Origin of the sequence: Clostridium oryzae (assembly GCF_002029235.1) — a bacterium.
Lineage (GTDB): Bacteria > Bacillota > Clostridia > Clostridiales > Clostridiaceae > Clostridium_AE > Clostridium_AE oryzae.
In genome coordinates, this window is sequence record NZ_MZGV01000015.1 from 91877 (window position 1) to 97914 (window position 6038).

General features: G+C 33.0%; 7 protein-coding genes. 3 read left to right on the forward strand and 4 right to left on the reverse strand.

The genetic code is table 11. The features are described 5' to 3' along the window. Nucleotides 1–10 precede the first annotated feature (10 nt). Entirely contained in the window at nt 11–1210 is a 1200-nt protein-coding gene (locus tag CLORY_RS09160) for a bifunctional 3,4-dihydroxy-2-butanone-4-phosphate synthase/GTP cyclohydrolase II (protein WP_079423513.1), read from the forward strand. A 20-nt stretch (nt 1211–1230) separates the two neighbouring features. Continuing rightward, nucleotides 1231–1695, forward strand: coding sequence for a 6,7-dimethyl-8-ribityllumazine synthase (gene ribH / locus CLORY_RS09165; RefSeq protein WP_079423515.1), 465 nt, complete (start codon nt 1231–1233; stop codon nt 1693–1695). A 73-nt stretch (nt 1696–1768) separates the two neighbouring features. Here ribH and gltX read toward each other — a convergent pair whose 3' ends face one another. Both gltX and CLORY_RS09175 read right to left on the reverse strand, forming a co-directional pair. Beyond that, nucleotides 1769–3220: a glutamate--tRNA ligase gene (gltX, locus tag CLORY_RS09170; RefSeq protein ID WP_079423517.1), complete on the reverse strand. Its 1452-nt coding sequence runs from the start codon at nt 3218–3220 to the stop codon at nt 1769–1771. A gap of 99 nt (nt 3221–3319) precedes the next feature. Further along, the gene (locus CLORY_RS09175; RefSeq protein ID WP_079423519.1) at nt 3320–4198 is read right to left on the reverse strand and encodes a ComEC/Rec2 family competence protein; all 879 of its coding nucleotides are present in this window, start codon (nt 4196–4198) and stop codon (nt 3320–3322) included. A 122-nt stretch (nt 4199–4320) separates the two neighbouring features. On the opposite strand from CLORY_RS09175, the gene CLORY_RS09180 reads away from it, so the two are divergent. Further along, nucleotides 4321–5034, forward strand: a complete 714-nt coding sequence (locus tag CLORY_RS09180) for a lysophospholipid acyltransferase family protein (RefSeq protein WP_079423521.1) — start codon at nt 4321–4323, stop codon at nt 5032–5034. Nucleotides 5035–5158: 124 nt separating this feature from the next. Here the strand turns inward: CLORY_RS09180 and CLORY_RS09185 are convergent, their stop codons facing one another. Both CLORY_RS09185 and CLORY_RS09190 read right to left on the reverse strand, forming a co-directional pair. After that, the gene (locus tag CLORY_RS09185; protein ID WP_079423524.1) at nt 5159–5368 is read right to left on the reverse strand and encodes a DUF378 domain-containing protein; all 210 of its coding nucleotides are present in this window, start codon (nt 5366–5368) and stop codon (nt 5159–5161) included. A gap of 115 nt (nt 5369–5483) precedes the next feature. Beyond that, on the reverse strand, nt 5484–5951 hold the full coding sequence (locus CLORY_RS09190) for an Lrp/AsnC ligand binding domain-containing protein (protein ID WP_079423526.1): 468 nt from the start codon (nt 5949–5951) through the stop codon (nt 5484–5486). Nucleotides 5952–6038: the final 87 nt, after the last annotated feature.

Below are 6038 nucleotides of genomic sequence, written 5' to 3' on the forward strand. Positions count from 1 at the left end.
GAATATGATTATGTTTAAATTCAATACAATTGAAGAGGCTCTAGAGGATCTCAGGCAAGGTAAAATTATAGTAACAACAGACGATGAAGATAGAGAAAACGAAGGAGACTTAATCTGTGCGGCTGAGTTTGCTACTACAGAAAATGTTAATTTCATGGCAACCTATGGTAAAGGTCTTATCTGTATGCCAATGAATAGCAAGCTCGCATCTAAACTAGCCCTTTCACCAATGGTTTCAAATAATACTGACAATCACCAGACAGCATTTACTGTATCTATTGATCATAAGGATACGACTACAGGAATTTCGGCTGTAGAGCGTTCTATAACTGCCTTAAAATGTGTGAATGGGGACTCTAAACCTGAAGATTTTCGCAGACCTGGTCATATGTTTCCATTAATCGCTAGAGAAAATGGTGTTTTTGAGCGTAATGGACATACAGAAGCTACCGTTGATCTGATGAGGCTTTCGGGGCTAAAAGAATGTGGTCTTTGCTGCGAAATAATGGGGAATGATGGTAAAATGCTACGGGAAACTCAGCTGCTTAATTTTGTCAAGGAACATAGGCTGAAAATTATCACGATTAAATCACTGCAGGAATATAGAATGCAGAAAGAAAAACTAGTTATGCAGGCAGTAAAAACAAAAATGCCAACAAAATATGGTGAGTTTGCTGCTTATGGATATATAAATAAAATTAATGGAGAACATCATATAGCATTGGTTAAAGGTGATATCTCAGATGGTAAACCTGTTTTATGCCGAGTCCATTCTGAATGTTTAACGGGAGATGCCTTTGGTTCATTACGCTGCGATTGTGGGCAACAGTTTGCTGCTGCAATGACTCAAATTCAGAAAAGCGGAAGAGGAATTCTTTTATATATGTCGCAGGAAGGACGAGGCATTGGACTGATTAACAAGTTAAAAGCTTACGCACTTCAAGATAACGGCTTAGATACTGTTGAAGCGAATATAGCTTTAGGTTTTAAAGAGGATTTAAGAGAGTACAATATTGCTGCACAAATTTTGACAGACTTAGGGGTAAAAGAGTTAGCGTTAATGACAAATAATCCTGATAAAATAGAGCAGCTGTCTTCCTATGGATTGAAGGTCATAAAAAGAGTGCCCATTGAAATACCAGCATCTAAATATGATTCGTTTTATCTTAAAACCAAGAAACAGAAAATGAGACATATTTTAAATTATTAATAATGAAGGAGAAGAAATAAATGAAAATATTTGAAGGCAAATTAGTATCAAATAATATTAAGATAGGTATTGTTGCAGCAAGATTTAATGAATTTATAGTTTCAAAATTGATAGATGGTGCTTTAGATGGCCTTAGAAGGCATGATGTACATGATGATAGTATTGAACTTGCATGGGTACCTGGAGCTTTCGAAATACCACTTATTGCATCAAAAATGGCTAATTCAGGAAAATATGATGCTGTAATCTGTTTGGGAGCAGTTATAAGAGGTGCAACCTCACACTATGATTATGTATGTACAGAAGTGTCTAAAGGTATCGCCCAGGTTTCACTAAATTCTCCTGTACCAGTAATGTTTGGAGTCCTTACTACAGAAAATATAGAGCAGGCTATTGAAAGAGCAGGTTCAAAAGCAGGTAATAAGGGTTATGAATGTGCACTTGGAGCAATAGAAATGGTAAATTTAATACGAGAAATAAATTAGTTTAAGTTAAGTATAACATAATAAATAAAATCCACGAGTGACATATTACATTCGTGGATTTTATTTATATCGTTTATTTTAACATTTCTATTCCAGTTTTTATTCTTCTAATGCTTTCTTCTTTGCCAATTATATCGGCTATTTCAAAAGCACCGCCTGGTGTGAAAGCTTTTCCGGAAAGAGCAGTTCTCAGCGGCCAAAGCATTTGACCATTTTTAACTCCTAATTCACTTATTAGTGCCATAACAGCATCGTGTACACTGTCGAAGTTCCAGTTATCGATTGCTTCAAGCACTGGCAATGCTTTCTCAAGAGCTTCGAGTGAATTTTCAGCATTTGTTTTCATCTTTTTATGAGTGTAGATATCAATGCTGTATTCAGGAAGTGTATCAAAAAAATCTACCATGTCAGGTATCTCACTTAACACCTCTGTACGTGTATGAACAAGCTCAGATATCTTCTTTAGGTCTAAATCTTTTTTAATTACTTGTTTATAATAAGGTACTGCTAATTCATGGAATTCTTCAATTGGAAGCATTCTAATATATTCCCCATTCATCCATTTAAGCTTAACATCATCAAATATAGCAGGGGATGTATTTATTTTTTTATAATCGAAAGCTCTGATAAGTTCCTGCAGTGAAAAAATTTCTTGTGTCGTACCAGGATTCCAGCCTAATAATGCTATATAATTGAGTACAGCATCCTTAAGATATCCCTTATCAAGTAAATCTTCAAAGGAAGCATCTCCGTTTCTCTTTGAAAGCTTATGATGAGCATCTTTCATTATAGGAGGGCAGTGTACATATATAGGTACCTCCCATCCAAAAGCTTCGTAGAGTCTGTTATATTTTGGAGCAGAAGATAAATATTCACTTCCTCTTACAACATGAGTAATTCCCATCAAATGATCATCTACAACGTTAGCAAAGTTATATGTTGGAAGTCCATCTGACTTAATTAGTATCATATCTTCAAGCTCTGAATTTTCAACTTCAATAACTCCATAAATTACGTCATCAAATCTTGTTTTCCCTGTTGTTGGGTTGTTCTGTCTTATTACATAAGGAAGGCCTTTTTTCAAGTTTTCCTCTATTTCTTCTTTGGATAGATTAGCACAATGCTTATCATATTTATAAGGTCTCTTAAGAGCTTCTGCATTAGCTCTTATCATGTCTAATCTTTCTTTGCTGCAGAAACAGTAGTATGCTTCGCCTTTTTCTACGAGCATTTGAGCATATTTAAGATAGATATCTTTTCTCTCACTTTGCACATAAGGTCCAACATCTCCGCCTATATCCGGACCTTCATCATGTTTTAAGCCAGTCATTTTCATTGTGTTATATATTACATCAACAGCACCTTCTACATATCGTTCCTGGTCTGTATCTTCAATTCTAAGAATAAAATCTCCGTCTTCATGTTTTGCAATAAGATATGCATAAAGCGCTGTTCTAAGGTTACCAATATGCATATATCCCGTAGGACTAGGTGCAAATCTTGTTCTTACTCTTGTACTTGACATATTGCTCACTCCCATTTATCTATATATGTATAACATTATTTATATTATCTCAATAGCATATAAAAGTCAATATTCCTAGAATTGGCTCTATATATGTTACTAATAGACATGTTCAGGCTGCCAGCGTCTGACATTCTGACCATCACTTAATATGACAACAGTTCCCGTTACATCCGTACGATATGTTTTAATTTCAGCTTCACGAAGCCTTGTTAGCGTATCTGGAGCTGGATGACCATAATCATTATTTTTTCCGCAGGATATAACTGCAATTTTAGGACTGACTTTATTAATAAATTCCTGAGTAGATGAGTATCTGCTGCCATGATGAGCAACTTTTAAAACGTCAGCTTTTATATCTGAACCTTTCTGCAGCAGTTCATCTTCAACAGGGCTTTCAGCATCACCTGTAAATAAAAAGCTCGTGTTTTTGTATTGAAGCTTGCATACTACTGAATAATTATTTACTTCATCATAGTTTTCATGAAGCGGTGCTAAAATTTTGAGCTCATAGTCACTTCCTTTTAGTAGTACTTGTTCCATTCCCGTAACAATAGCTACATGTATTTTCATTTTTTTGCTTCTCAGTGCTGCTACCATGTCATTGAACTCCTCTGTGTAACTTATTTTTCTGGGAGCATACATAATTTTAACAGGAAATTTTCTTATAACATTGGCCATCCCGCCAATATGATCCTCATGTGGATGAGTAGCTATAATAAGATCTAAGCCTTTCACACCAGCTGAATTTAAATAATTTACAACACTGTTTGCAGCATCGTTAGGTCCGGCATCTATTAATATATTTTTATTTTCAATTTGTATTAGTGAACAATCTCCCTGACCGACATTTATATAATGGACTACCAATTTGGAGTTATAATTTACTGTAGCCACTTGTTTTGCTTCGCATCCGTCCCCAAATAGCATAGTAAAGGTCAATAATAATATTATTAACAATTTATAGCTGTTACTCATCCAATTCCTCCTTAACAAGTTATATAAATTAAATTTATTTTATCGAGTTAATAATATGACAATAGTACCAAAAATAATGTATAATATATTTGTATATAATTATTTTTGGCGGTGATAATTGCATGAAAACGTATTACTTAATATTTAAAATTTTCTATTTTATGCTTGTAAAAAGGCTAAAGAAAGTATTCTCTAAAAAAGCACGTGAAGAAGATCCATATATTGTAGTAAGTAATTGGGCAAAATATTGTTTTAAAATAACTGGCGTTAATCTTGAAGTACATGGTAAAGAAAATCTACCTCAGGAGAATTGCCTTTTTGTATCAAACCATCAGAGTTATTTTGATATTCCAATTTTTCTTGCATCCATGGATAGACGGGTGGCGCTTGTTTCTAAAAAAGAAGTAGAAAAACTGCCATTCATCGCTTATTGGATGAAGCTGATACACTGTGTTTTCTTAGATAGGGATAATCCTAGAGAAGCCATTTCTTCAATAAATACAGGTGCAGAAAATATTAAAAAGTATACATCGATGGTTATTTTTCCCGAGGGCACTAGAAGCAAAAGTGATAATATAGGTGAATTTAAGAAGGGGAGTCTCAAACTCGGAATCAAAGCTAATGCACCTATTGTGCCTGTGACAATATTTAGAAGTTACAAAGGCTTCGAGGAAAACAAAAAATTTACAAAGTGTACAATAAAACTTATAATACATAAGCCAATTTATTTAGATAATTTAGATAAAGTTCAAAAGAATAATCTAAGTAATAGTATTAGAACAACAATAATAGAAAGCTACAATAAGCTATTAGCAGAAGCTTCAGCTGCAGAATAATAAAAGGGAAGTATAAAAAATAGTCTCCTAATGGTTTTATACCATTAAGAGACTATCTTTGTTATAGACTTAATACAAACATATCTTCTTCAATCATTTACACAATATATTATAGGAGCAGAAACTACTTTTCATCAATAACAACTCTATCTCTTGCAAAAAACGAAATAGAATACAATCCTGCAATTCCTACAAGAGCAAATATTACTCTTGTTGCTGCTGTCATATTTCCAAATAAAGCTGAAACCAGATCATATTGGAAAAAGCCTATCAATCCCCAGTTAACAGCGCCTATTACTACAAGTAATAATGCTATTGAATCCAAAATTTTCATAGTATACATCTCCTTTTTATATACTTGCAATTTTATTTTGCCTAAAAATAAAAAAAATATGACTATTAATCATTGTATATTATGAAAATATTGTTGAAATTGATATACATCTACACTAAAATTGTATATTTCTATCAATAGGCTGCGATAATGAAATAAACGTATCAGTTCTCTGAATTCCATTAATTATATGTACCTTATTCATAAGCAGATCTTGAAGATGGGCTATGCTCTTACATATAACTTTTGCAAATATAGAATAGTCGCCAGTAGTGTAGTGGAGTTCAACAATTTCTTTAATTTTTTTCATTTCTTCAAGAACATAAGAAATGGAGGATGATTTATCCAAATAAATTCCTAAAAAGCAGCATATATCATAACCAAGTTTTGAAGTATCAATAAGCAGCTTAGTTCCTTTAATTATACCCATATCTTCCATCTTTTTCATTCTTACATGAATTGTACCTCCGCTTACATGGCACATTCTTGCTATTTCCAAATACGGAGTTCTAGAATCCTTTATTAGAATTTCTAGAATCTGATAGTCTAATTCATCTAATTGTGGATTATTATAAATACTCATATGCTCACCTCATTTTTATTAAATCCATATTTTATTATACCAAATAAAATATAAAATTGATAATTTTTATCGAAAAAAATAATAATA

Coding starts and splice junctions, on each gene's coding strand:
- CLORY_RS09160 (WP_079423513.1), top strand. CDS start 11: ATGTTTAAATTCAATACAATTGAAGAGGCTCTAGAGGATCTCAGGCAA.
- ribH (WP_079423515.1), top strand. CDS start 1,231: ATGAAAATATTTGAAGGCAAATTAGTATCAAATAATATTAAGATAGGT.
- gltX (WP_079423517.1), bottom strand. CDS start 3,220: ATGTCAAGTACAAGAGTAAGAACAAGATTTGCACCTAGTCCTACGGGA.
- CLORY_RS09175 (WP_079423519.1), bottom strand. CDS start 4,198: ATGAGTAACAGCTATAAATTGTTAATAATATTATTATTGACCTTTACT.
- CLORY_RS09180 (WP_079423521.1), top strand. CDS start 4,321: ATGAAAACGTATTACTTAATATTTAAAATTTTCTATTTTATGCTTGTA.
- CLORY_RS09185 (WP_079423524.1), bottom strand. CDS start 5,368: ATGAAAATTTTGGATTCAATAGCATTATTACTTGTAGTAATAGGCGCT.
- CLORY_RS09190 (WP_079423526.1), bottom strand. CDS start 5,951: ATGAGTATTTATAATAATCCACAATTAGATGAATTAGACTATCAGATT.